17 protein-coding genes and 1 pseudogene are annotated in these 21857 nt (G+C 66.5%); 11 read left to right on the forward strand and 7 right to left on the reverse strand.

The genetic code is table 11. From position 1 onward, the window contains the following. The 6 genes and pseudogenes from IB225_RS08805 to IB225_RS08830 all read left to right on the forward strand — a co-directional run. Nucleotides 1-116 (forward strand): annotated as a pseudogene (locus IB225_RS08805) (IS30 family transposase); the annotation flags it as partial. A 763-nt stretch (nucleotides 117-879) separates the two neighbouring features. Continuing rightward, nucleotides 880-1572, forward strand: coding sequence for a DUF4386 family protein (locus IB225_RS08810; RefSeq protein ID WP_192310910.1), 693 nt, complete (start codon nucleotides 880-882; stop codon nucleotides 1570-1572). 500 nt (nucleotides 1573-2072) lie between these two features. Continuing rightward, nucleotides 2073-2411, forward strand: coding sequence for a hypothetical protein (locus tag IB225_RS08815; RefSeq protein WP_192310911.1), 339 nt, complete (start codon nucleotides 2073-2075; stop codon nucleotides 2409-2411). 55 nt (nucleotides 2412-2466) lie between these two features. Continuing rightward, nucleotides 2467-2868 carry a hypothetical protein gene (locus IB225_RS08820; protein ID WP_192310912.1) on the forward strand — a complete coding sequence of 134 codons (402 nt, stop codon included), beginning with the start codon at nucleotides 2467-2469 and terminating at the stop codon, nucleotides 2866-2868. Between the two features lie 64 nt (nucleotides 2869-2932). After that, complete coding sequence (locus IB225_RS08825) at nucleotides 2933-3280, forward strand: DUF6794 domain-containing protein (RefSeq protein ID WP_192310913.1); 348 nt, start codon at nucleotides 2933-2935, stop codon at nucleotides 3278-3280. 5 nt (nucleotides 3281-3285) lie between these two features. After that, nucleotides 3286-4569 (forward strand): serine hydrolase domain-containing protein, encoded by a 1284-nt coding sequence (locus IB225_RS08830; protein ID WP_192310914.1) that lies wholly within the window; start codon nucleotides 3286-3288, stop codon nucleotides 4567-4569. A 501-nt stretch (nucleotides 4570-5070) separates the two neighbouring features. Here the strand turns inward: IB225_RS08830 and IB225_RS08835 are convergent. From IB225_RS08835 to IB225_RS08855, 5 genes are read right to left on the reverse strand one after another with little or no spacing between them, the layout of a single operon-like run. Continuing rightward, nucleotides 5071-6009: a BadF/BadG/BcrA/BcrD ATPase family protein gene (locus tag IB225_RS08835; RefSeq protein WP_192310915.1), complete on the reverse strand. Its 939-nt coding sequence runs from the start codon at nucleotides 6007-6009 to the stop codon at nucleotides 5071-5073. Beyond that, nucleotides 6006-7163 (reverse strand): SIS domain-containing protein, encoded by a 1158-nt coding sequence (locus tag IB225_RS08840; protein ID WP_225583648.1) that lies wholly within the window; start codon nucleotides 7161-7163, stop codon nucleotides 6006-6008. The genes IB225_RS08835 and IB225_RS08840 overlap by 4 nt, the downstream gene beginning before the upstream one ends. Continuing rightward, entirely contained in the window at nucleotides 7150-8439 is a 1290-nt protein-coding gene (locus IB225_RS08845; RefSeq protein ID WP_192310917.1) for a D-tagatose-bisphosphate aldolase, class II, non-catalytic subunit, read from the reverse strand. Before IB225_RS08845 ends, IB225_RS08840 begins: the two co-directional genes overlap by 14 nt. 13 nt (nucleotides 8440-8452) lie before the next feature. After that, the gene (locus IB225_RS08850) at nucleotides 8453-9361 is read right to left on the reverse strand and encodes a DMT family transporter (protein WP_192310918.1); all 909 of its coding nucleotides are present in this window, start codon (nucleotides 9359-9361) and stop codon (nucleotides 8453-8455) included. Next, nucleotides 9358-11415 (reverse strand): glycoside hydrolase family 36 protein, encoded by a 2058-nt coding sequence (locus IB225_RS08855; protein ID WP_225583650.1) that lies wholly within the window; start codon nucleotides 11413-11415, stop codon nucleotides 9358-9360. Before IB225_RS08855 ends, IB225_RS08850 begins: the two co-directional genes overlap by 4 nt. A 100-nt stretch (nucleotides 11416-11515) precedes the next feature. On the opposite strand from IB225_RS08855, the gene IB225_RS08860 reads away from it, so the two are divergent. After that, nucleotides 11516-12655 (forward strand): amidohydrolase family protein, encoded by a 1140-nt coding sequence (locus IB225_RS08860; RefSeq protein ID WP_225583651.1) that lies wholly within the window; start codon nucleotides 11516-11518, stop codon nucleotides 12653-12655. Here the strand turns inward: IB225_RS08860 and IB225_RS08865 are convergent. Continuing rightward, the gene (locus tag IB225_RS08865; RefSeq protein WP_192310920.1) at nucleotides 12652-13446 is read right to left on the reverse strand and encodes a DeoR/GlpR family DNA-binding transcription regulator; all 795 of its coding nucleotides are present in this window, start codon (nucleotides 13444-13446) and stop codon (nucleotides 12652-12654) included. The genes IB225_RS08860 and IB225_RS08865 overlap by 4 nt on opposite strands. Before the next feature lie 132 nt (nucleotides 13447-13578). On the opposite strand from IB225_RS08865, the gene IB225_RS08870 reads away from it, so the two are divergent. Continuing rightward, a complete protein-coding gene (locus IB225_RS08870; RefSeq protein WP_192310921.1) occupies nucleotides 13579-16473 on the forward strand; it encodes a TonB-dependent receptor in 2895 nt (964 codons plus the stop codon). Nucleotides 16474-16524: 51 nt separating this feature from the next. Here the strand turns inward: IB225_RS08870 and IB225_RS08875 are convergent, their stop codons facing one another. Then, nucleotides 16525-17244 (reverse strand): XRE family transcriptional regulator, encoded by a 720-nt coding sequence (locus IB225_RS08875; RefSeq protein WP_192310922.1) that lies wholly within the window; start codon nucleotides 17242-17244, stop codon nucleotides 16525-16527. A 242-nt stretch (nucleotides 17245-17486) separates the two neighbouring features. On the opposite strand from IB225_RS08875, the gene IB225_RS08880 reads away from it, so the two are divergent. The 3 genes from IB225_RS08880 (at nucleotide 17487) to IB225_RS08890 (ending at nucleotide 21853) form a co-directional block, all read left to right on the forward strand. Continuing rightward, nucleotides 17487-19508, forward strand: a complete 2022-nt coding sequence (locus IB225_RS08880; protein ID WP_192310923.1) for a serine hydrolase domain-containing protein — start codon at nucleotides 17487-17489, stop codon at nucleotides 19506-19508. A gap of 69 nt (nucleotides 19509-19577) precedes the next feature. After that, a complete protein-coding gene (locus tag IB225_RS08885) occupies nucleotides 19578-20579 on the forward strand; it encodes a dipeptide epimerase (RefSeq protein ID WP_192310924.1) in 1002 nt (333 codons plus the stop codon). Beyond that, nucleotides 20576-21853: a peptide MFS transporter gene (locus tag IB225_RS08890; protein WP_192310925.1), complete on the forward strand. Its 1278-nt coding sequence runs from the start codon at nucleotides 20576-20578 to the stop codon at nucleotides 21851-21853. The genes IB225_RS08885 and IB225_RS08890 overlap by 4 nt, the downstream gene beginning before the upstream one ends. The last annotated feature ends 4 nt before the right edge of the window (nucleotides 21854-21857 follow it).

Genomic DNA, 21857 nt, shown 5'->3' on the forward strand with positions numbered 1-21857 from the left:
TCTCGCAGGCCAAGCTGGATGCCGTGGCACGCCAACTCAACGAGCGGCCACGCAAGACGCTGGGCTACGAAACACCGGCACAGCGATATCGGAAAACTGTTGCGTCGATCGGTTGAATCCAAGACCCGAAGCAGACATCCACCGAAGCGCACGCTCCGCACACTGTAGTGTCCGGTTATACGTCGGCTTGTTGGCCGGCCCTAGCCGCCCTAAGATCGAGTCGTATCAAGGGGATAGCCCACCCTACGGTGCGCTGTGGATGAGTCGTATAACCGGACCCGGGGATCCGGCTACTAGGTAGTTAGGCCTCATGAAAATCCTGTCGCGCCTGCTGTTTTCAATGGTCAACCTTGGTGTGGCGGGTTGGTACCTCTTGGCTGCTGCGTGGGTACTTGGGGGCTTTCGAGTTGAGGTTCTTACGGGCGCATCGTATGAGTGGCCCGTTCGTGTAGTAGTAACTTCAACGGTTGTGGCCGTTCTTGGACTGCTAATAGGGATCGCAGTGCTATGCATCACCCGCGGACGACGGTTTGGTCACGTGCTCGTCTCGGCGCTCATAGCACTGAGCTTGATTGAGGCCTGGGAGTTCATCAGCCTTGTCAGGCTCTACGGCCCTGGTAGCGGATCCTGGCTCCCGTTTGCTCTTCTTATTTCGTGGGCTGCCGTCTGCGCCGGTTACTTGGCGTCCCGGCTGAGGCCCAACAGTCCGTTAAAGCGGAACCCGCTTCACGGCATGGCTTAACTCAGGCGTTAGGTTCCAAACGAACGATGTCGTCCCCAGGGCTTCCGGTCAGTCTTGAGGCATCCTGACCAACGGCACGCTCAACGCGCACGGCAGAAGGCATATACGTCCACTTCTCGGGCCGTGGGGAGTACCGCATGAAGGATCTACAGGGAATGGGTGGCATTGCCGCACTCATCCAGGCACTCGCATACATCGTCGGATTCTGTGTTCTCGCCACCCTGCTGAATGCGGGAGACACAGAGGGCTGGAGCACGGCACAGAAGCTGGACTTCGTTCTTGAAAGAAAACATTGGTTCCAAGCCTGGATGCTCTTCATCTACGTAGTCTTCGGCATCGCGTTGGTTGTCCTGGCTGTCGCACTTCACGAGAGGCTCAAGGAAGACAAGCCTGGACTGATGCAGGTCGCCACGCCGTTTGGGCTTATCTGGGCGGGGCTTGTGATCGCAAGCGGCATGATCGCGAGCGTGGGCCTGGAAAGTGTATCGGCGCTTCATGCCAGCGATGTCGAGCAAGCCACATCGCTTTGGCTGGCTGTCAACGCAATACAGCTTGGCTTGGGAGGTGGCGTTGAGATCGTCGGCGGACTGTGGGTGCTCTTGATCAGCATTGCAGCGCTGCGCTCCAACAACTTCTCAAGGGTGTTGAACTATCTTGGCGTTCTGGTGGGCGTTGCAGGACTCCTGACGATCGCACCTCCCCTTGCAGAGTTTGGAATGGTGTTCGGGCTCGGCCAGATTCTGTGGTTCATGGGGATTGGCTTTTTCCTGCTTCGTCGGCCCGCCGCTGACAATGCGTTCAAGCCGACGCCGCTTCGCGGCGCGGACTAACCCAGGCATTGGCCCATGTCCGCTTCTGGTCGGAAGCGGGCTCGCCAGCTTGGATGGCCGCTATCAGTCGACAGCCTTGTGTGGCTGGGTGAAGCGGGCGATCAGGCGCAATCGTCAGCTTGAACCCCTGCCATGCGCACCTGGGGCGTCTGCGCAATCGCTCTGTGCGCTTATCAACGGAAATTCCGGTTGGCTGATGAATCTCCGCGAGCCGGGAGATGCGGGTTTCGGCTCCCGCAATCCCGATTATGATGGCCCGCCTGGCAGGACCCTCGACTACATGCTCTCCAACGGTCAGATAGATGCGTATCCTGCGTCTTGGAGCTATCCCGCCGCAGTGGTGATGCAGGCCTTGGAGGATTTCCGGGCCAACGGCTTGCCGCTATCTTTCATCGTCTGGCATAACGAGTCGGGCGACGGCCAGGCCCCGGGGCCGAAGCCTGATGGTTCCTTCAGCGTGCCCCCGTTTCGGGGTGGGACTTAGTCCAGACACCAGACCCATGTCGGCATCTTCCACCCCTCTACTACCGGAAGGCTGGTTCTGGTCGAACCCTGGCGATCAGGAGAGGCTGTTTGCAGAGTACGCGCGAGAGCTTCCATCGGTACATCCGTTGGCCAACACGTCCGTACACGTCATTGCACATCGGAAAGGCAATGACGACATCCTCGTACGCTGGCTGGACGGGCAGGATCGCGTTGCTGTTGTGCATCTCTCGTGGATCGGTCGTGAAGAACGCGCCAACCATCCAATCGTGGAATATGTCGGATCGTTCTCGGGCTTCATCACGTGGGAGTTTGAGACTTACGGGGTTGGACTCGGCAGCGGCAAAGATTCTTGATAGATAGTTCACAGCGAACCCGCGCTCGCGTTTCCTGGCTAAGGAGTTGGCACTCATGCATAAGCTCTTGGCAGCCCTGTTGCTTCTCGCCGCTGCGGCCAGCACGGCCGAGGCAGGAAGCATCTGCGTCGCACCCGTGGCAAGTCGCCCGGTCGGGAAGGCGCTTGAACTTGGGCAGGTAAGCAATCGGGAGCCGTACCGGTTCACGATCAGGATTTCCGGCCATGGCGAGGTGACGCCCAGCACGTCGCAATCCCTCCACGTAGGTTTCCTGGATCTCGGAAAGACCAGGACGATCGAGATCCGCAATGGCGGGACGCCGTTCGCGTCCTTCTCCACGCGGTATCCCGACAGCCAGCACCCGGACATGTGCCTGTGGTTCAGTCCGATGTACCAGACCTGGTCGTTGTCATCACGGACGACCCGCGTGGGTGGGTGCACGTGCCCACGCGAGTGAGCGCCGACCGTTCATTCAAGCCGGGCCCGTTTCGCGGCGCGGCCCAACCTGGGAGTCGTTCCTCATGAGACAGATTCTCCTGCTCCTGATCCTGCTTGCGGCCGCGCTTCCCGTGGCAGCGCAGGAGGACGAGCTAATGGGTCCGGACACGTGGCCAACCACCGTAGAGGCTGCCGTCGCGGACATCCTGTCCGTGATGTCGGATGAGGACAAGGCCGAGGTGCGCGGCACGGAGAAGGAAGACCTGATCATGTTCCACCACGGATGGGGCACGGGAATCCGCAACGACTACGGCCTCTGGCGCGGCAATACCGAACTCATCAAGGCGGCCTGCGGCCAGGCCTGCCACCCTGACGATGCCTCCATGATCATCATTGAAGCGGTCTGGGCTGCATTGCAGGAAGAGGGCTAGCCCGCATGCGTGCCGGCTCCGCGTTGCGGATCGGCGCGATCGAGCCATCACGCCGCTTAAACCCCCGCGCGTCCGTGCGCATCAGATCCCCCGTGAGGCGCGAGCCCTACCTGGAGCGGGACATGCGGCGTGGACTGATGGTGGCGGTGTTGGCGCTGGCGGCGTGCGCGACCGGTGATGCGCGTGAACCACGGGAGGGGCGCGCGGGACGTGTGCCTGTTCCTGATGCCGCGGTCGCAGAGCGTCTGGATGCCCTCCTGCGTGAGCACCGGATCACCACCGGTGGATTCGGCGTCATCCGCAACGGGGAACTGGTCTGGTCCCATTACTCCGGCGAAGAGGCGCCCGGCCTGCCGGCAAGCGCGGCGACGCGCTTCAACGTTGCGTCCATCACCAAGACCGTGGTGGCCGAGACCGTGCTGCGGCTCGCCGATGAGGGACGGCTGGATCTGGACGAGTCCCTGGCGCGGTACTGGGTCGATCCCGATGTCGCCGGTGATCCGCGGCGTGATGCGCTGACGGCGCGGCAGGTGCTCGATCACACCACCGGCTTTCCCAACTGGCGCTTCTTCCGCCCCGACCGCAAGCTCGCCTTCGAACATGCGCCGGGCAGCCACTACGGATACTCGGGCGAGGGGTTCGAGTATCTCGCACGGGCGTTGGCCATCAAGCTGGGCGAGCCGTTTCCCGACATCGTGCGACGCACCGTGCTGGAGCCGGTCGGCATGCACGACACCGCCGTCGCCGTCGATCACCATCGGCTGCAGCATGCCGTCCGTCCCGTGGACGAAGCCGGCGCGCTGCACGGCGTCTACTGCCGCCCCGGAGGATGGTGCCGCCCGGAGGGAAGCTTCTCGGCAGCGGACGATCTGCTGACGACCGTGCCCGACTATGCGCGCCTCCTGGCGGCCGTGCATCGTGGGTCGGGTTACCGCGCGGCCATGGCGCGCGAGCGCGACCGTGTCCATACCGACCGCGGCGATGAGCGGATGGTCGACTGCGCCGCCGACACCGATCCTCGCGTGACCTGCCCGCGCGCGCAGGGGTATGGCCTGGGCTTCGAGGTCGCGGATTTTGGTGCTTATAGGGTGCGCGGCCATGGCGGCAGCGACTGGTCGGAACAGTCCGTCGCCTACACCTATGCGCCGTCGGGTGACGGCGTGATCGTCTTCTTGAATGCGCCCCATGCCCGCACGCGGCACGCCATGCCCGACGTGCTCGCGGTGATCGACGCTTCGTCACCCTTCCTGGCGCGCTACCGCGCCTGGCGTGACACACCCGCGCCCTGATGTCGGGCAAGGGCGCGCGGGAACGTGCCCGCCGTTCCGCGAACGACGGACCGGCGCAGGATTCTTCTCACACAAAGACCCAAGAACAGGTCTGTCTACCTGCCTTTTCTCACACTCACGGCATCGCGCTGAGGTCGTCGGCCCAACAGTGGGCCGTTGGACTCGAACATTGACCCTGTTCCGGTGTCTCTTCTAACACTAAGGGTCAACGCTGACCCTTCTTGATCCAGTGTTGGATGTTTTTCGGTGTTTCGTCTCTCACTAAGACCCAACGCTGACCCTTTTTCGGTGTTTCTTCTAACACTAACGGTCAACGTTGACCCTTTTTGATCCAATGTTGGACGTCTTTCGGTGTTTCGTCTCTCACTAAGGGCCACGGTTGACCCTTTTAGGGCCAACGTTGGAAGTTTTCGGGTGTCGCGACACCCTTTCCCATCCAATGGCCCATCGCACGGCAGGCGATGATGGGACGGAAACGCAAGGAGGCCGCGCCCGGCAGCGTCAGCCAGTGGCGATCAGCCGGGCGTACAGCGCGGCGCCGTAGTGCGGCTCGTGCAGCGGGGTGCGCAGTGCGAACGCGGGCGAGGCCGCGTGCAGGGCGTCGGCGAACGGCTGCATCAGCAGGTCGCCGGCACTGAAGGCGCCGCCCGAGTACGACACCGGGACGGTCTCGCCGTCGGTGAAGCCCAGGCGGTCGCGGATGGCGATGACGATGCACGCCAGTTCGTCGCCTGCACGGGCATAGATCGCCCGCGCTGCGGCGTCGCCTGCGCGCGCAGCGTCGGCCACGATGCGGGAGATCTGTGCGATCTCGGCGCGCGTGCCCACGTCGGGGCCATAGATGCGCGCGCACAGGTCCAAGTCGGTGGCCAGCGCCAGGCGCTGGTTGACCAGCGCATGCAGCGGCCCTGTGGGCAGGCGCCCGTCGCTCATCCGGGAATACGCGTTGAGGCCCTGCACGGCGATCCAGTAGGCGGAGCCTTCGTCCGAGAACGCTTCGCCCCAGCCGCCGCCGCGTGCGCCCGTGCCCTGGCGCTGGCCGTAGCCGATCGAGCCGGTGCCGGCGACGATGTTGATGCCGTCGCCGCAGGCCAGCGAGCCGGCCCAGCCGCACACCATGTCGTTGTCGCAGCGATAGCGGTCGTGGCCAAGCACCTGCGCGGGAATCGCATCCAGCCGCGCGGTGGCGCGCGTGTCTTCGCCGTGCGCGGGCAGGCCGAAGAAGGCGTAGGCGAGACTCCCGGCATCGGCCGCGCCGACCTGCTGCAGCACCGAGGCGATGCCTTCCGCCAGGATCCGCTGCACGCCGTCCAGGCCGACTTCCGGGTGGTAGGTCGTACCGGTCTGCGCCTGCGCCAGCAGCTGGCCATCGTCATCCATCAGCGCGAACCGGGTCTTGGTTCCGCCGCCGTCGACGCCGAGGTACAGGCGCTGGGTCATGGCACCGAATGCAGGCGCACGCCCTGCACGACGCGATTCACCGTGCCCTGCTTGTTCGGATTGTCGGGCGACAGGCCGAGTGCGCGGGACACGTGGAAGGCGAACATCTGGGCGACGGCCACGTAGGGCCACAGCAGGTCGACGTCGTCGGCGCCGGCGAGCAGCGGCACGGCGATGGTGTCGCTGGCGGCGTCGACGCGCGGCTGCGCGCTGACTTCGATCACGCGGCCGGCCACGCTGTCCTGGCGCAGCTCGTCGATCAGGTCGTGGTCGTACTGGCGCGTCAGCGGATCGTTGGACACGAATACCACCACCAGCGTCCGCGCCTGCAGGAAGGTCTTGGGGCCGTGGCGGAAACCGAGCGGCGAGTCGTAGCAGGTGGCGACGGCGCCGTTGCTGAGTTCGCCCAGCTTCAATGCCGCTTCACGGGCCAGGCCCTGCATCACGCCGCTGCCCAGGTAGACCACGCGCTCGTAGCCGGCCAGCGCCAGCGCCTGCGTGGTCGCGCCTGCGCTGTCGATGATCTGCGCGGTGGCGCGGCTGATCGCGGGGATGCGCGGTTCCAGCTGCGGCGCACCCACGAAGGCGGCCAGCGTGGCGTACATCATGCAGCTGAAGCTGGAGGTCATGGCGAAGCTGGCGTCGTGCGTTTCCTCCGGCAGCTGCAGCGTCAGTAGATGGCGCGCCTGCACGCGGCCGAGCGCGCCTTCGGGATTGCAGGTGACCACCAGGTGGCGTACGTCGGCGACGATGGACTCCACCAGCGCGACGGTCGCCAGGCTTTCCGGGCTGTTGCCCGAGCGGCCGAACGAGACCAGCAGCAACGGCTGCGCCGGATCCAGGTACAGGTGCGGTGCGCTGACGATGTCGGTGGTGGGCACCGCGTCCACGCGTGCCGGCAGGCGACGGTCGAGCAGCGGGGCGAGGCACTGGCCGATGTAGGCCGAGGTGCCGGCGCCGGTCAGGATGATGCGTGCGCGCGGGTCCTGCGCGATGGGACCGGCGAACGCGTCGATCTGCGCCTGCAGGCCGGCCAGCAGGGTGTGCGTGCGCGCCAGCATCTCGGGCTGCTGTTCGATCTCGCGCGCGGTCCACAGCGCGCCGCCGGCCAGCAGGTCGGATTCGGGAATGCCTAGCAGGTCAGGCGTCTTCATGGGGATGGCTTGCATGATGGTAGTCGTCCAGAACGGCACTGACATGCGCCATGGCCAGCGACTGCGGATCGAGCGTCGCGCGGCCGTGGCGGAGGGCATGCAGTGCATGGGGGAGGTATTGGCTGACCAGCGGGAGCGGCGGCGGGGTGTCGCGCAGGTTGGCGAACAGGCGCTCGCGCGCGGCGTCGATCACCGGATCGGGCCAGTAGTAGCGGATGCGGTCGCTCAGGCTGTACTGCAGGTCGACGCCCAGCGCGTGGCCGTCGCCGTGGTAGTAGCGGCGCCAGTGCTGCGGTTGCTCGCGCATGCGCCGCAGTGCGACGTCGCGAAGGCTGGCGCGCTGGTCTTCAGCGATCCAGTCGCGTTCGATCGCATCGAGCGCCCACAGCGCCTCGCGCAGTGCGAACGTCAGGCCGGGGCCGACCTTGAGGATGGCGAAGTGGTCGCGCACCAGCGCCTGCAATGCTTCGCGCGTCTGGTAATCGGTGGAGTGCGCCTCGTACACCATGCCCGGCAGCGGCACGATGGCCTCGCTCAGCGTGCGCGCTTTCTCCGGTACGTAGTCGACCACCGTGTGATGGTCGAACTCCACGCCCGGTTGCACGACCGAGGCGATGACGCGTTCCCACGCGGCGGCCAGGCCAGCCGCATGGAAGGCCTCACGATGCGCTTCGATGGTCGCGCGCGCCGCGGCCGGCGTAGTGGTCTCCAGGCCTTCGATGGCTTCGGTGGCGCCACCGGGCACCGGCACTTCGGTACCGATCACGTACACCGGCGCTTCGCCACCGGCGCTCGCGTGCGCGGTCTCCGCGGCGCGGCACATGCGCACGGCGCGGCGGACGATTTCGCTTTCCGGCAGCGGCGAGGGATCACCCTCGCACGCCATCGAACAGTCGAGATGGATCTTGCGGAAGCCGGCGGCGACATACGCGGCGACCATCACCTCGGCCTTGTCCATCGCCGCGTCGGCATCGAGCGCGGTCCACGGATTCGGACCCAGGTGGTCGCCACCCAGCGCGATGCGTGCGGTATCGAAACCGACGCGGTCGGCGATGCCGTGCACGAAGGCGACGAAATCCCCCGGCGTCATGCCGGTGTAGCCGCCGTCCTGGTTGACCTGGTTGCAGGTGGCTTCGAACAGCACCAGCGGCGATGCGTTTTCCATCGCGTGCCGCAGCGTGGCTTCGATGACGATCGGATGCGCGGAACAGATGGACGCCACGCCGATGGCCTGGCCTTGCTTGTGGCGTGCGATGAGGTCGAGCAGGGCGTGCATGCGGTGGTTCCGGTCAGGCGTCGTGCGGGGCGGGGTCGCGTTCGGGTTCCAGCACCAGCAGCAGCGAGGCCACCAGCGCCAGCACCAGCCCGACCATCTTCAGCGGCCCCGGCACCACGCTGGCGAAGATCAGCGACAGCACCGCGGTGACCAGCGGCGCGCCGGCATTGGTGAGCGGCGCGACGACGATCGCCTTGCCGTGGCGGAACGCGTAGACCAGCGTCAGTGCGCCGACGGCGTTGAGGATCTGGATGGCGGCGGTCATCCACGGGCCGTCCAGGCCGGTGTTGATCGGCTGGCTGAAGTCGGTCATCAGCCACGCGACGGGCGCGAGCAGCAGTGCGCCGACCATCATGTAGAAGAAGATGCTTTCCGCACTCACCGTGTGGTTGGCCAGCTTCATGAAGTAGGCCTGCACGCCCCACGCCGCCATGATGATCAGCGCCAGTGCGAACCAGCCCACGCCCTGCGTGTTGCCGCCGAACGACAGGTCGAGCAGCGGCAGCGCGACCAGCGCCAGCACGATGCCGGCCGCGCCCATCCAGCCGGTGCGTTCGCGCAGCAGCGCGAACGACAGCACGATGGTGATCACCGGCGACAGCGAGATGATGGGGAAGATGAAGTAGGCCGGTCCGATCGTCAGCGCCTTGAACAGCAGCATCTGGCCGCCTGCACCGAGCAGGCCGATCGCCATGCCGTAGGCGATGGCGCGCGGCGTGCGGTCGAGCCGCCAGTTCGCGCGCCACAGGATGAACAGCGCGGGCGGCACCATCGTCAGCGCCCACACGCAGTAGACCAGCGTGTCGGGAAAGCCGCGCTGAGCGGACAACCCGGCCAGCGAACCCCACACGCCCCACAGCGCGACTGTGGTCAGCGCGTAGGCCAGCCAGCGGCGGCGCGGTGCGGTATCGACGGCGCTCATGCGGTGGCCTCCGGCGTGGCCTGCAGCAGCAGGAAGCGGGTGACGCCGGCGCGCAGCGTGTTCGCCTTCGCATCGACACTGCCGAGGTCGGTACCGTTGAACAGGTCGCGCACGCGGTAACGGCCTTCGCCCAGCCCGCGCAGTTCCAGCGTGCCGTTCCAGTCTTTCGCGTAGAAGGCGTAGTACATCGCCCCATCCTTGGCGATGGCGTGCGTCTCCGGTGCATCGAAGCCGATGTCGTACAGCTCGCCGCGGTAGTCGCCGAGCGGCAGCATGTGTTCGCGGTACAGCGCGACCCACTTCTTCCACAGCGCTTCCTTCTCGGGCGTCAGCACGTAGCCGCCTTCGGGCAGTGGTGCGGTCGGGTTGTCGGTGTCGCGCGGCCAGGTGAACTTGGACGAGATCACCGCACCGATGCCGACGCTGGAAGCGAAATCGTCGCGGCCATCGGCCAGTTCCACATGGTCACCGGCATAGCTGCTGCCGCGCCCCATCAGCGCCTTGACGCTCTTGCCCTTGCTGCGCACCTGCCAGGACGACAGCGGGTCGGACGAGGGGAACTGGTCCGTCGCCGGCAGGTTGTGGAAGGCGAACGCGGTGCCGCACGGGCACAGTTCGACCACGGCGTCCGGGTTGGCGTCGTGCGCGGCCTTGTAGATCGCGTTCCAGAAGTCGGCGAGCTTTTCGGTGGAGTCGGTGGGCTTGGCGTGCTTGTGCGCGGGGTTGTGGCAGGGCGCGACGGCGTTGAGGTGCTGGCCGTCGAGCTTGATGCCTTCGAAGCCCCAGTCGCCGATCGCCTTCTTCACCAGCGCGACGTAGTAATCGATGGTGGGCTGGTAGGCCGGGCACTGGGTGAGCGCATTCCACCAGCTGACCTTCTGGAACGAACCGTATTCGTCCAGCAGCAGCATGTCGCTGTGCTTGTAGAGCACTTCGCTGCCCGGATCGGCGGCCAGCGGTGCCAGCCACAGGCGCGGACGCAGGCCTTCGGCACGCACGGCCTTCACGAAGGCGCGCATGTCCTCGTCGCCGCGCGGGAACTTCCTGCGGTCGATCTGCCAGTCGCCTTCGTTGGTCTGCCAGCCGTCGTCGAGCACGGCCCACTGGAAGCCGACCTCGCGCACCTTCGGCAACGTGGCCAGGATCTGCGCGACGGTGAAGTCGCGCTCGTAGCCCCATGCGCACCACGTCGACTCGAACGCGGACGCCGGCGCCTGCGGCGCGGCGATGCCTTCGGCCTTCATGAAGTCGCGGTAGAGCACCAGCGGTGCGAAGTGGTCGCCGGTGTGCGCGGTGAGGAACGTGCGCTCGGTGGACAGCGCCTGGCCGGGCGCGAGGGTGATGGCCTGCGCGCCTTCCACGGCGATGCTCGCGCCCTTGGCGGTCTTGCGCACGGGCAGGTCGAGCGCGCGCGGCACGGGTTCGACATGGCCGACCGCCAGGCCGACATCGCGGCGCCAGATATTGGCGACCGGCGTGCCGCCGCCGTAGTCCGACGCGTCCATGCCCAGCGTGTTGCGTTGGTCGAAGTCGGCGCCGAGCGGCTGCACCCAGTCGCGGCGGTCTTCATGCGTGGTGCCGGAAAAACTCCAGAAGCCGCCCGGCGCGTCGCCCAGTTCGTGCGCGGCCGAGCGCCAGCCCGCGACCTTCACCGGCTGCGTGCCGGCGTTGCGGTAACGCACCTGCATCAGCGCCAGGCCGGGGGAGTGTTCGAAGAACGTCACCGCCACCTGCTTCTCGATGCCCTGCTTCGATACACCGGTAAAGACATGGCGCAGGCCCGCGCCGTGGCGCGCGTCGGTCACCGGCTGGCGGTCCTCGCTACCGAAGGCGAAGCTGTCGATGACACCGCCGTCTTCCAGCAGTAGCACTTCGCTGGCCTGGAACGGGGTGAGGGCCTTGCCCTTGTAGGAGACACGGGTGCGCAGTGCACGATCGAACTGCAGCGACAGCAGGGCATCCTGGGCCGTCATGGCGGCGCTGCCGGCGGCCAGGGCACGGCCCGGCGTCCAGGGCAGGGCGGCCAGGGCGGCGCTGCCAACGGCAAGCTTCAAGACGGCGCGGCGACCAAGAGGTGGCATGGGCGGCTTTCCGGTTGAGGTGCGACCGATTGTGCGCGAGGCCGGACGGTTGATGCAACACTTTTGTTGCGATATGTTTCGTTTCAGGTTTCGTTACGGTGCGGGTGGCGTGATGGGCAAGGCATGGCGAGGGGTGCTGTTGGCGGCGCTGGTGGGCTGGACGGCCGCCGGTCTGGCGCAACCGGCGTCGACGGCGGCGTCCTATGGAATGGACGACTTCAGGCGCGTCCCCAAGTTCGACGCACACGTGCACGCCAACGTCGACCATCCGGCGTTCCTGCAGCAGGCGCGCGAAGACGGCTTCGAGCTGATGTCGATCAACGTCGACTATCCGGACTTCCCCAGCATCGCCGACCAGCATGCCGCGGCGATCGCGCTGGCCAAGGCCGATCCTGCGCGCCTGCACTGGGCAACGACGTTCTCGATGGACGGCTTCGGCCAGCCCGGCTGGGCCGATCGCGTCAACGCCGGCCTGGCCGAGGCGAAAGCGGAAGGCGCGCGCGCGGTGAAGATCTGGAAGAACGTCGGCATGATCGAGAAGGATGCCGAGGGGCGCCTGATCATGCTCGACCATCCCGGCCTGTCGCCGGTCGCGGAGCAGGTGCGCGCACTCGGGCTGGTGCTGATCGGCCACCAGGGCGAACCGCACAACTGCTGGCTGCCGCTGGAGCAGATGACGACCGACAACGATCGCGAGTACTTCCGCAACCATCCGCAGTACCACATGTACCTGCATCCGGATCAGCCCAGCTACGACGACCAGATCGCCACGCGCGACCGCTTCGTCGCCGCGCATCCGGGGCTGCGCTTCGTCGGTGCGCACATGGGCAGCCTGGAGTACGACGTCGATCGGCTGGGTGCGTTCCTCGACCGTTTCCCGGATGCCACCGTCGACCTCGCCGCGCGCATGAGCCAGGTGCAGTACCAGTCGCTGCAGGATCGCGAAAAGGTTCGCGCGTTCTTCATCCGCTACCAGGACCGGCTGCTGTACGGCACCGACCTGACCGTCAATCCGGAGGCCGACCCAGTTGAGTTCCGGGAATCCGCGCACGCGGTGTGGACCGCCGATTGGCGCTATCTGGCGACCGGTGAAACGCAGCGCGTGGACACGCTCAATGCCGACGTGCCCGGCCTGTCGCTGCCGCGCGAGGTGATCGACAAGGTGTATTACCGCAATGCGGTGCGCGTGTTCGGCACCGCGTCGCGCGACTAGGCGAGGATCAGTTCGAAGCCGAGCTGTTCGGCCGCCTGAACGATGTCGCCAGGCGCGCCGCGGTCGGTGATCAGCACGTTGAGGTCGGCCACCGGCACGATGCGGTGCAGGCAGATCTTGCCGAACTTGGAGCTGTCGGTGATCGCCACCACCACGCGCGCCGCTTCGACCATCTTGCGGTTGAGCATGGCCTCGGGCTCGTAGTGCGTGGTGATGCCGCGCTCCAGGTCGAGGCCATCCACGCCGAGGAACAGCATGTCCACGTGCAGGGCGTCCAGCGCCTCGACGGTCAGGCCGCCGTAGAAGGCCATGTTCTTGCGGCGCAGTTCGCCGCCGAGCATGACGATGTTGATGTTGTTCTTCGGCGCCAGCGCGCCCAGCACGCCGAAGTCGTTGGTGACCACGGTCACCTCGATGTTCGGCAGCGATTCGGCGAGCTGGATGGCGGTGGTGCCGGAATCGATGGCGATGGTGTCGCCGGCCTTGACCAGCGCCGCGGCGCGCTGGCCGATGCGGCGCTTTTCGTCCAGGTGGGAGGTGCGCTTGGCCTCGTAGTGCGGCTCGGCGGACGCGCCATTGCCGGTACCGGTGCCGACCACGCCGCTGTCGATCGCACCGCCGTAGGCCCGGGCCATCACGCCGCGTTCGGTCAGGTAGCGCAGGTCCTTGCGTACGGTCTGCATGCTGACCCCGAACCGGCGGGCGAGCGTGGCCACCTGGACGCTCCCGTGCTGGCGCACGAGCTCGCTGATCTGCAGGCGGCGTTGGCTGGTATCACGGGTGGCGGACATGGGACCTCCTGTAGCGCGATCAGTATGGATTATTTCGTTACATTTCGCTATTGATACAAAACGAAACATGTTATAGGCTCGGTTTCGTTTGGTTGCGTAACACAATTGCCACCTTCTTGTGAGGAGAGACCCATGAAGATCGCGCAGCTGCACCGGAATTTGCTCTTTTGTAGTGTTGCCCTGGCCCTGAGCGCGCCGGTCGGCGCGCTGGCCCAGCAGACGCAGGAGGCCGACACCCCGGCCCCGGCGCAGCCGGGACCGGAGAGCCAGGGCGAACCGTCCACCCTGGACACCGTCATCGTCACCGGCGTGCGCGGCAGCCTGGCGCGCGCTATCGAGCTGAAACGCGAGGCCGGCACCGTCCAGGATTCGATCAGCGCGCTGGAGCTGGGCAAGTTCCCGGACGACAACGTGGCCGATTCGCTCAGCCACATCACTGGCGTGTCGATCTCGCGCACCGCCGGCGGCGAAGGGCAGCGGGTCAGCGTGCGCGGCCTCGGGCCGGAGTACACGCTGACCACGTTCAACGGCCGCATCCTCGCCACCGACGGTGCGGGCCGCGATTTCGCCTACGACGTGCTGCCGGCGGACGTGATCAGCGGGGCCGACGTGGTCAAGGGCGCGCAGGCGTCGTTGTCGGAAGGCGCCATCGGCGGCCTGATCAACCTGCGTTCGGCCAGTCCGTTCGACCAGGAGGGCCAGCAGGGCATCGTGCGGCTGGAAGGCGACCGCAACCTGATGTCCAAGCTCAACGGGCAGAAGCTGTCGGCGACCTACAGCAACACGTTCGCCAACGACACCATTGGCGTGCTGTTCGGCCTGGTCTACGCCAAGCGCAAGGACCGCACCGACGTGGCCGGCAACGATGGCGGCTGGAGCCGTAACGCCGACCCGAACGACCCGAGCTGGCTGTGGGGCAATACCTGGGGTGGCCACATCGATCCGAATGGCAATGGCACTCTGGACGAAGAGGAATACGGCCTGATCGGTCCCGGCCAGTTCCGCGTGGGCTCGATCCTGGAAGAGAAGAAGCGCCGCGCGCTGTCGGGCAAGATCGAGTGGCGCCCGAACGACAGCTTCAAGCTGACCGTCGACGGCCTGAAGACGCGCCTGGACTCGCCGCAGGTCGGCTTCCAGCAGTCGTACTACCCGCTGTTCGCGCCGGGCCGCTGGTCCGACATGACCATCGAGAACGGCATCGTCACCGGCTTCACGATGGACAACCCGGATCCGGAGATGCGCCTGAATCCGGAACTGCTGAACATGACCGAGCACCGCGTGGTCGACACCGACTTGTACGGTGCGAACGCCGAGTGGAAGGTCAACGACGACCTGACCCTGACCGGCGACGTGTACCGCTCCACCTCCAAGCGTTACTCGGGTGGCCAGGACACCTACGTGGTGTTGCGCATGAACCAGCCCAACACCGCGCGCATCACGCTGACCGCCGGCGTACCCAACGTCACCGCGGTGTTCGACGACGGCCGTGAACTGGCGAGCGGCCTGGCCAACGGCCAGTTCGGCGGTTCGGACTTCAATACGCACTACATGGAATTGCGCGGCGACAACATCAAGGACGAGATCACCGGCGGCACGCTGGGCGGCAACCTGTTCGTCGGCCGGTTCGGCGTCGACCGCCTGCATTTCGGCGTCACCGGCACGGACCGCAAGAAGTCGCGCGACCTGGTCAACAACACGCTCAACGGCGGTGCTGACTACTACTCCGGCGACAACGCGATCAACGTGGGTGACCTGGGCGGCAACGTGATCTCGCACTCGTTCACGCTGCCGAACTTCATGGATGGCGTGAATTCGAACTTCCCGCGCACCTTCCTCGCCTTCGATGTGCCCAACTACCTGCGTGCGCTCGCCGCGTACAACGGCAACGCGCGTCCGGGCGGCGGCACCTACGACTTCAGCAATGCCGCGCCGCAGTGGAATCCGCTGGAAAGCTACCGCGTCAGCGAGAAGACCACGGCCTTCTACGTGCAGGCGGATCTGTCGGGCGAGCGCTGGTCGGCCGATGTGGGCGTGCGCTTCGTCAAGACCAAGACGACGTCCGAAGCGTGGGATGCGCCGATCCTGAGCATCACCGAGAACGGTGCGTTCAACTACACCGCCAACTACGCCGAACCGACCGCGATCCGCCAGGACGGCGACTACACCTACGCGCTGCCATCGGGCAACTTCACCTGGCGCTTCACCGACGATCTGCAGCTGCGCCTGGGCGCAGCGAAGACGATGGCGCGGCCGCCGGTCGACAAGCTGGCGCCGACCAACACCACGGCGAGCGTGTCGTGGGGCGAGTTCACGCAGATCTACGGCGGCAACGTCGACCTGAAGCCGTACACGGCCAAGCAGGGCGACGCATCGCTGGAGTGGTACTTCAGCGAGAACTCGATCTTCAACGTGGCCGTGTTCTACAAGCGCATCGAGAACCAGATCACCACCAGCTGGGAGCCAGGGCAGGACATCGGCGTGGGTCCCATCGTCGACGCGGATGGCAACCCGATCCTCGGCCCGGATGGCCAGCCGGTCGGCCCGACCCTGTTCAACGTGCAGCGCCCCATCAACGGCGATTACGCCAAGGTCCGTGGCATCGAAGCCGGTCTGCAGCACTTCTGGGAGAACGGCTTCGGCTTCCGCGCGCAGTACACGCGCAACTGGTCGAAGAGTTTTGTCGGCGATCAGGAGCGTCCGCTGGAAGGCATCGCACCGTCGGTGTATTCGCTCGGCCTGATGTACGAGAAGGGTCCGTGGTCGCTTGGCGCCACCGCCGACCGCACCGATGGCTTCGTCACCGCCATCAATGTGCTGGGCGAGGGCTACAACGAGCAGGCCGATGCCATCACCTGGCTCACCGCGCACGTGTCCTACCGGTTCAACGACCGCTTCAGCGTGTCGCTGGAAGGCCAGAACCTGCTGGACGACGAGCAGACCTACAGCATCAACGGCAACCCGTTGCTGTCGCAGGGCTACTACCGCTACGGCCGCTCGGTGAACCTGGGGCTGAGCTACCGCTTCTGATCACGCACGCGCCGTAACGAAGAAGGGCTCCCATCGGGAGCCCTTCTTCTTTCAGGATTTCGATTTCGCCGCGGCCTTCTTGCGCGGCGTCTTCGCCGGCGTGGCGGCGGGCGGCGACAGCCGTGTCGCCGTGCGCTGCTGTGCGGCGCTCTCTTCGCCGTGGAGCGTCATCAGCGATTCCAGCAGCTGCTCGTCAGAGCTTGAGCAGACGCCGAGCAGCAGGACTTCGTCGCAGCCTTCGGCGGCAATGTAGGCGTGGCCCATGTTGGAATCGATGTAGACCGACTGGCCGGTCTCCAGCACGATCGGGTCGTAGAACTCGGTGTGGACTTCCATCCGGCCTTCGAGGACGTGGATGTATTCCTCGCCGGAGTGGTGGACCAATTCGCCGAACTCTTCGATGGTCTTGGCGCGTACGCGGGTCAGCACCGGGATCATGCGCTTGCGGCGCAGTTCCGGGCACAGGTAGAAGTAGTCGTAGTTGGGCGTGGTGACGCGGATCGCGTCCTCGATCCGGCCGATGCTGCGACGCGCCGTCACCGGCGGCTCCACGGTCTCCACGTCCTCGGCGAACAGTTCCGACATGCGCAGCTGCAGGCGCTGCGCCAGTTGCAGCAGCTTGTCGTAGGTGAGCGTCAGGCGGTCGTGCTCGACCTTGGACAGGGTCGAGAGCGGAATGCCGGCGTGTTCGCTCATCTGCTTGAGCGTCCATCCCTTGCGCGCGCGCAGCGAGCGCAGCAGACCGCCGATGGTGGGGTGTTGTGACGTCATCCTTGCGGGATCTCCTGGGACCCGTGCGCTTCTGCTGGCGTATCCAGCACGGCGGCATGATCGCCTTCCGGCAGGGTCACTGGAAAGGACGGCCGGTACAAGCGATGCCCGCCCCCGACTTTCGGCACGGGTTGACAATTCTCTGATTAGGATCATTATCGCCGAATCAGGATATATCCGCCAGCGCGCCTTCCGGCGCGGACCGGCCCTCCGTTCCATCGTTCCAGTCGGGAGATCGTTCGATGCGTGCGATTCATCAGATCCTGTGCGGCGCCGTGCTGACCGCGCTGGCAGCCCTGCCGTTGCTGGCCCAGGACGCGGCGGCGCCGCCCACGGCCATCCCGCCTGCGTCCGCCGCGCCTGCGACGCAGGCCGCCGCCGTGCCGTCCGCGACGGACACCTCGACCGGAGCACCTGCCGTCACCCGCGAAGACGTCGGTGCGTGGCTGGATGGCTTCATGCCCTATGCGCTGGCCAACGGCGACATCGCCGGTGCCGTGGTCGTGGTGGTCAAGGACGGGCAGGTGCTGGTGCAGAAGGGCTACGGTTACGCCGACCTGGCCACGCGCTCGCCGGTCGATCCGGACGCCACGCTGTTCCGCCCGGGCTCCGTCTCCAAGCTGTTCACCTGGACGGCGGTCATGCAGCTGGTGCAGGCCGGCAAGCTGGACCTCGACGCCGACGTCAACCAGTACCTCGACTTCACGATCCCCGCCCGCGACGGCAAGCCGGTGACGCTGCGCCAGGTGATGACGCACACCACGGGCATGGAAGAACAGATCCGCGGCCTGATCACGGCGAAGCAGGATGAGATCACGCCGCTCGGCGATGCGTTGAAGCACTGGACGCCCGAACGCATCCACGTGCCGGGTGCCACGCCGGCATATTCGAACTACGCCACCGCGCTGGCCGGCTACATCGTCGAGCGCGTCGCGGGGCAGTCGTTCGACGACTACGTCGACGCCCACCTGTTCAAGCCGCTGGGCATGAACCATTCCAGCTTCCGCCAGCCGCTGGCACCGGCGCTGCTGCAGGCGATGTCGAAGGGCTATGCGAAAGCGTCGGAAGGCGAGCCCAAGGACTACGAGTTCATCAGCCTGGCGCCCGCGGGCAGCCTGGCGGCGACCGGCTCGGACATGGCGCGCTTCATGATCGCGCACCTGCAGGATGGCGCCTTCGGCGATGCGCGCATTCTGGATGCCGCCACGGCGGAGAAGATGCACTCGACCGGACAGGCTTCGGTCGGTCCGCTGAACCGGATGATGCTCGGCTTCTACGAGACCACGGTGAACGGTCACCGCGCGATCTCGCACGGCGGCGACACGCAGTGGTTCCACAGCGACCTGCAGCTGTTCCTGGATGACGGCATCGGCCTGTTCGTCTCGATGAACAGTTCCGGCCGCGACGGCGCCACCGGCCATATCCGCTACGCGCTGTCGCGGGGCTTCGCCGACCGCTACCTGCCCGGCACGCCGGCCAAGTCGGCGGGTGTGTCGAAGGAAGACGCCAAACTGCATGCCGCGCAGCTGGCCGGCACCTACACCAGCAGTCGCCGTCCCGACAGCAAATTCGTGTCGCTGGCAAACCTGCTCGGCCCGGTCAAGATCGTCGCCAACGAAGACGGCACCATCAGCGTCACCGCCGCCATGGGCGTGGGCGGCGCGCCGAAGAAGTGGCGCGAAGTCGCGCCCTACCTGTGGCAGGACACGAACAGCACCGACCGCCTGGCGGCCGATGTCGTCGACGGCAAGGTCACCCGTTTCAGCATGGAGCCGTACGCGCCGATCATGGTGTTCGAACGGCTGTCGACGTGGCGCGCGCTGTCGATGCCGCTGCTGGTCGCCAGCCTCGCGGTGCTGCTGCTGACGGTGATCGCGTGGCCGGTGTCGGCGCTGGTGCGTCGCTACTACGGCGTGCGTTATGCCTTGACCGGCCTGGATGCGCGCGCGCACCGTCTGGTGCGGATCGGTGCGTTGCTCTCGCTGCTGGCCACGGCGGCGGCGCTGGGGCTGGTGGTCGGCATGCTGAGCAAGCTGGAAATGACCAGCCCGAACACCGATGGCCTGATCATCGCGATGCGCCTGTTCGCCACCGTCGCGCTGCCGCTCGGCGCGGGCATCGCGGCCTGGAATGCGTGGCACGTGCTGCGTGCCCGCCGCAAGTGGCTGGCCAAGCTGTGGGCGCTTCTGCTGGCGCTGGCCTGTCTGTTCCTGCTGTGGATCGGCTTCGCCCACCACGTGATCGGGTTCGGCGCCAACTACTGATCGTGAGGCGGCCGGCGGTGTCCTCCGCCGGCCGTCTTTCCTGCTCCGTCCACCGCGCGCGAGGCTGACGTGCCCGTCGAACTCCAGCTGCACAACGAACCCCTGCCGCTGTCTGCGCCGTTCCGCATCTCGGGGCACGTGTTCGAGGCGATGCCGGCGACGGTGGTGACGCTGCGTGATGGACGGCATGTCGGTCGCGGCGAAGCCGCCGGCGTCTACTACAACAACGATCATCCCGAGACGATGCTGGCGACGCTGGAAGTGCTGCGTCCGCGGATCGAGGCCGGGATTGATCGGGACGCGCTGCGCGCGCTGCTGCCGCCCGGCGGCGCACGCAACGCGCTGGATTGCGCGCTGTGGGAACTGGAGTCGCAGCGCGCCGGCCAGCCCGTCTGGAAGCTGGCGGGACTGGCGCGGACCACACCGCTGCTGACCACGTTCACCGTCGGTGCCGATGATCCGGGCGTGATGGCCGACCGCGCGGCCGCGTACACCGGCGCCCGTGCGTTGAAGCTGAAACTGACCGGCGAGGCGAATCTCGACGCGGCGCGCGTACGTGCGGTGCGCGCGCGCTGCCCGGACCCGTGGATCGGCGTGGATGCCAACCAGGGCTATACCGGCGCCACGCTGCCATCGCTGCTGCCCGTGCTGGTCGAAGCGCGGGTGTCGCTGCTGGAACAGCCATGCGCGCGCGGCAGCGAGCATGAACTCGACGGCATCGCGCGACCGCTGCCGTTCGCCGCGGACGAGAGCATCCTCGATCTGGCCGAACTGGAAGAACGGCATCACCGCTTCGACGTCATCAACATCAAGCTCGACAAATGCGGCGGCCTGACCGAGGGCCTGCTGATGGCGAAGCGCGCCCGCGAACTCGGCAAGCGCGTCATGGTCGGCAACATGGCGGGCACCAGCCTCGCCGCGGCGCCTGCGTTCGTACTGGGGCAGTACTGCGATGTCGTCGATCTCGACGGCCCTGTCTTCCTGGTCCGCGACCGCACACCGTCGGTGCGCTACGAAGACGGGCTGATCCATTGCGGCGACGAGGTCTGGGGGCCGACGACCCACGCATGAATACACCGGCTGGCGCGCAGGAGAAGACCTGGTTCGGCCAGCCACGCGGGCTGACCATCCTGTTCCTGACCAACATGTGGGAGCTGTTCTCCTACTACGGCATGCGCACGCTGCTGGTCTACTACATGACCAAGCAACTGCTGTTCGCGCAGGAGAAGGCATCCTTCATCTATGGCCTCTACACCGCGATGGCGTACTTCACGCCGATCATCGGCGGTGCGATCGCCGACCGCTGGCTCGGCAAGCGCAATGCGGTGATCCTCGGCGGCACCATCATGGCGTTCGGGCATTTCGTGATGGCGTTCGAACCGATGTTCTACGTCGCGCTCGCCACCATCGCGCTCGGCAACGGCCTGTTCCTGCCCAGCCTGCCCAGCCAGATCAACGACCTCTACGCCGCCGACGATCCGCGACGAGGCCGTGCCTACAACGTCTACTACGTCGGACTGAACATCGGCGGCTTCCTCGCGCCCCTGGTGTGCGGCACGCTGGGCGAACTGTACGGTTGGCACTACGGCTTCGGAGCGGCAGGCATCGGCATGTTCCTCGGGCTGATGATCTACGTCTTCGGTCGCCACTACCTGCCGCCGGAACCGGCGCGGCATGCGGTTGCCGTCAGCAGCGTGACTGACGTCGCGCGTGCGCCGCGCGCCTACACGGTGTGGTGGCTGCTGCTCGGCGTGGGCATGGCGGCGACGATCTTCCGCGGCGCCTACGAGCAGGTCGGTAACACGCTGCCGTTGCTGATCGACACCGGCGTCGATCGCGTCGTCGCCGGCTTCACGATTCCGATGACGTGGTTCCAGTCGCTCAATCCGCTGCTGGTGATCAGCATGACGCCGCTGTTGCTGCTGCACTGGCGCCGGCGCGCCGACGCCGGCCATGAGACATCGCCCGCGCGGAAGATGGCGATCGGTGCGCTGATCGTCGCCGCCGCCTACGTCATGCTCGCGGCGTTGAGTGCATGGACCGGCGAGGCGCGCATCGGCTGGGGATGGCTGGTGGTGTTCTTCGTCGTGCTGACGCTGGGCGAGCTGTACATCCTGCCGACCGGCCTGGGCCTGTTCGCGAAGCTGGCACCGCCGCGCCTGGGCGCAACGACGGTCGCGTCGTGGTTCCTGGCGGTCTTCAGTGGCAGCCTGCTCGCCGGCCTGGTCGGCACGCTGTGGTCGAAGACCGGTCATGCCACCTTCTTCCTGTTGCTCGCCGGACTGGCCATCGCCGCCGCCGCGCTGCTGTGGCGGCTGGACCGCCCGATCCGCTCACTGCCCTGATCCG

The sequence above is a fragment of the Pseudoxanthomonas sp. PXM02 genome, assembly GCF_014851805.1.
In the GTDB taxonomy this organism is placed as follows: Bacteria; Pseudomonadota; Gammaproteobacteria; order Xanthomonadales; family Xanthomonadaceae; genus Pseudoxanthomonas_A.

Coding starts and splice junctions, on each gene's coding strand:
- IB225_RS08860 (WP_225583651.1), top strand. CDS start 11,516: ATGTTTCGTTTCAGGTTTCGTTACGGTGCGGGTGGCGTGATGGGCAAG.
- IB225_RS08830 (WP_192310914.1), top strand. CDS start 3,286: ATGCGTGCCGGCTCCGCGTTGCGGATCGGCGCGATCGAGCCATCACGC.
- IB225_RS08845 (WP_192310917.1), bottom strand. CDS start 8,439: ATGCACGCCCTGCTCGACCTCATCGCACGCCACAAGCAAGGCCAGGCC.
- IB225_RS08815 (WP_192310911.1), top strand. CDS start 2,073: ATGTCGGCATCTTCCACCCCTCTACTACCGGAAGGCTGGTTCTGGTCG.
- IB225_RS08820 (WP_192310912.1), top strand. CDS start 2,467: ATGCATAAGCTCTTGGCAGCCCTGTTGCTTCTCGCCGCTGCGGCCAGC.
- IB225_RS08835 (WP_192310915.1), bottom strand. CDS start 6,009: ATGACCCAGCGCCTGTACCTCGGCGTCGACGGCGGCGGAACCAAGACC.
- IB225_RS08850 (WP_192310918.1), bottom strand. CDS start 9,361: ATGAGCGCCGTCGATACCGCACCGCGCCGCCGCTGGCTGGCCTACGCG.
- IB225_RS08825 (WP_192310913.1), top strand. CDS start 2,933: ATGAGACAGATTCTCCTGCTCCTGATCCTGCTTGCGGCCGCGCTTCCC.
- IB225_RS08840 (WP_225583648.1), bottom strand. CDS start 7,163: ATGAAGACGCCTGACCTGCTAGGCATTCCCGAATCCGACCTGCTGGCC.
- IB225_RS08810 (WP_192310910.1), top strand. CDS start 880: ATGAAGGATCTACAGGGAATGGGTGGCATTGCCGCACTCATCCAGGCA.
- IB225_RS08875 (WP_192310922.1), bottom strand. CDS start 17,244: ATGACGTCACAACACCCCACCATCGGCGGTCTGCTGCGCTCGCTGCGC.
- IB225_RS08870 (WP_192310921.1), top strand. CDS start 13,579: ATGAAGATCGCGCAGCTGCACCGGAATTTGCTCTTTTGTAGTGTTGCC.
- IB225_RS08890 (WP_192310925.1), top strand. CDS start 20,576: ATGAATACACCGGCTGGCGCGCAGGAGAAGACCTGGTTCGGCCAGCCA.
- IB225_RS08865 (WP_192310920.1), bottom strand. CDS start 13,446: ATGTCCGCCACCCGTGATACCAGCCAACGCCGCCTGCAGATCAGCGAG.
- IB225_RS08880 (WP_192310923.1), top strand. CDS start 17,487: ATGCGTGCGATTCATCAGATCCTGTGCGGCGCCGTGCTGACCGCGCTG.